The sequence below is a fragment of the Streptomyces sp. URMC 124 genome (assembly GCF_051386455.1).
Taxonomy (GTDB): domain Bacteria; phylum Actinomycetota; class Actinomycetes; order Streptomycetales; family Streptomycetaceae; genus Streptomyces.
In genome coordinates this window covers 1-390 of record NZ_JBPQTS010000373.1, presented here as the reverse complement: position 1 = coordinate 390, position 390 = coordinate 1, and the positions used below count along the sequence as shown (strand labels likewise).

The window sequence follows — 390 nt, the reverse complement described above, 5'->3', positions numbered from 1 at the left end:
AGGGCCTCGCACAGCACGGCCGGGCCCAGGGCGTTGACGCCGGTGAGGCCCACCGGGCTGCCGCCGACCGCGCCCGCGCAGTTGACGACGGCGTCGGGCGCGGCGCGCCGCAGGGCGGCGGTGAGGGCGTCGACCGCCGCGGAGGCGAGGTCGACGGGGACGTCGGCGGCGGCCGAGCGGCCGGCGGCGAGCACCTGCGCGCCCGGGAGGGCGCGCAGGCGCTCGGCGGCGTGCCGGCCCAGGAAGCCGGTGCCGCCCAGGACGATGATGCGCATGCCTGCCGTTCACGCTCCCTTGATCAGCATGTCGCGGTGCAGGGAGAACTCCCGGTTGGCGCGGTCGTAGTCGTCCGGACGGCCGATGTCGAGCCAGTAGCCGTCGAACTCGTAG

At 76.7% G+C, this 390-nt stretch carries 1 protein-coding gene and 1 pseudogene; both read right to left on the bottom strand.

All coding sequences use genetic code 11. From position 1 onward, the window contains the following. Positions 1-275: NAD-dependent epimerase/dehydratase family protein (locus tag ACSNOG_RS33000; protein WP_436756361.1), on the bottom strand; the 275-nt coding region annotated here is incomplete at its 3' end. A gap of 9 nt (positions 276-284) precedes the next feature. Next, positions 285-390 (bottom strand): annotated as a pseudogene (locus ACSNOG_RS32995) (nucleotidyltransferase family protein); the annotation flags it as partial.